Annotated in this window: 1 pseudogene; it reads left to right on the top strand. The window is 69.0% G+C overall.

Annotated features, from left to right (window positions below):
• Nucleotides 1–25: 25 nt before the first annotated feature.
• A pseudogene (locus JCM19049_RS16815) lies at nucleotides 26–646 on the top strand (hypothetical protein); the annotation flags it as partial.

Genomic DNA, 646 nt, shown 5'->3' with positions numbered 1-646 from the left:
CCCCTGGCTCTCCAGCAGCCTGCGCTTGAGCGTCGACCTCCCGCCGGCCTACGCCCGCGAAGAGCTGGGGCTGGAAGGTGAACTTACGGTGCTGCTGCGTTCCCGGGAGGCGGTGGCAATCTCCAACGACCGGGACCAGTTGGTCTTCCAGCGCGAACGCTTCACCCAGGACCGGGGGCTGGACTATGTGGCCGCCACCGCGGCCTCCTGGCAGCTGCCAGCGTCCCTGGTCACCCCGGTGTTCGGGGATGACCACCTGGTGTACCGGCGCCCGGCCATCCAGGGGTTTGGGGATTTGTTGCCGCTGCCGTTCCTGCAGGCGGTACTGGACCCCTATGAGTTGGCCGGGGAGGAACCGGCGAGCCTGGAGCTGGCGTTCAACCACCCGACCTTCATCCACGAGCTACGTGAATCAACCGATGCCCAGGGCCGCCCCGTCCTGGCGGCGGTACTCAGCGCCGGGCACAACTACCGGCCCGCGGTGCCCGGCTATCCGCTGGTTCCCGCCGGAACGCGCACCCTGGTGGAGTTGGACCGGCAGACCGGATCCTGCTGCGCCGCGAGGTGCTGGACGGTGAGCCGGCGCCCACCCTGCGGGTGCGGGTGCTGGCGCACAACGAGTACTACATCGACTCGCTGTTCACCG

The sequence above is a fragment of the Arthrobacter sp. JCM 19049 genome (genome assembly GCF_001310435.1).
The sequence above is the reverse complement of the archived record's forward strand: the minus strand, read 5'-3'. Positions and strand labels throughout refer to the sequence as shown.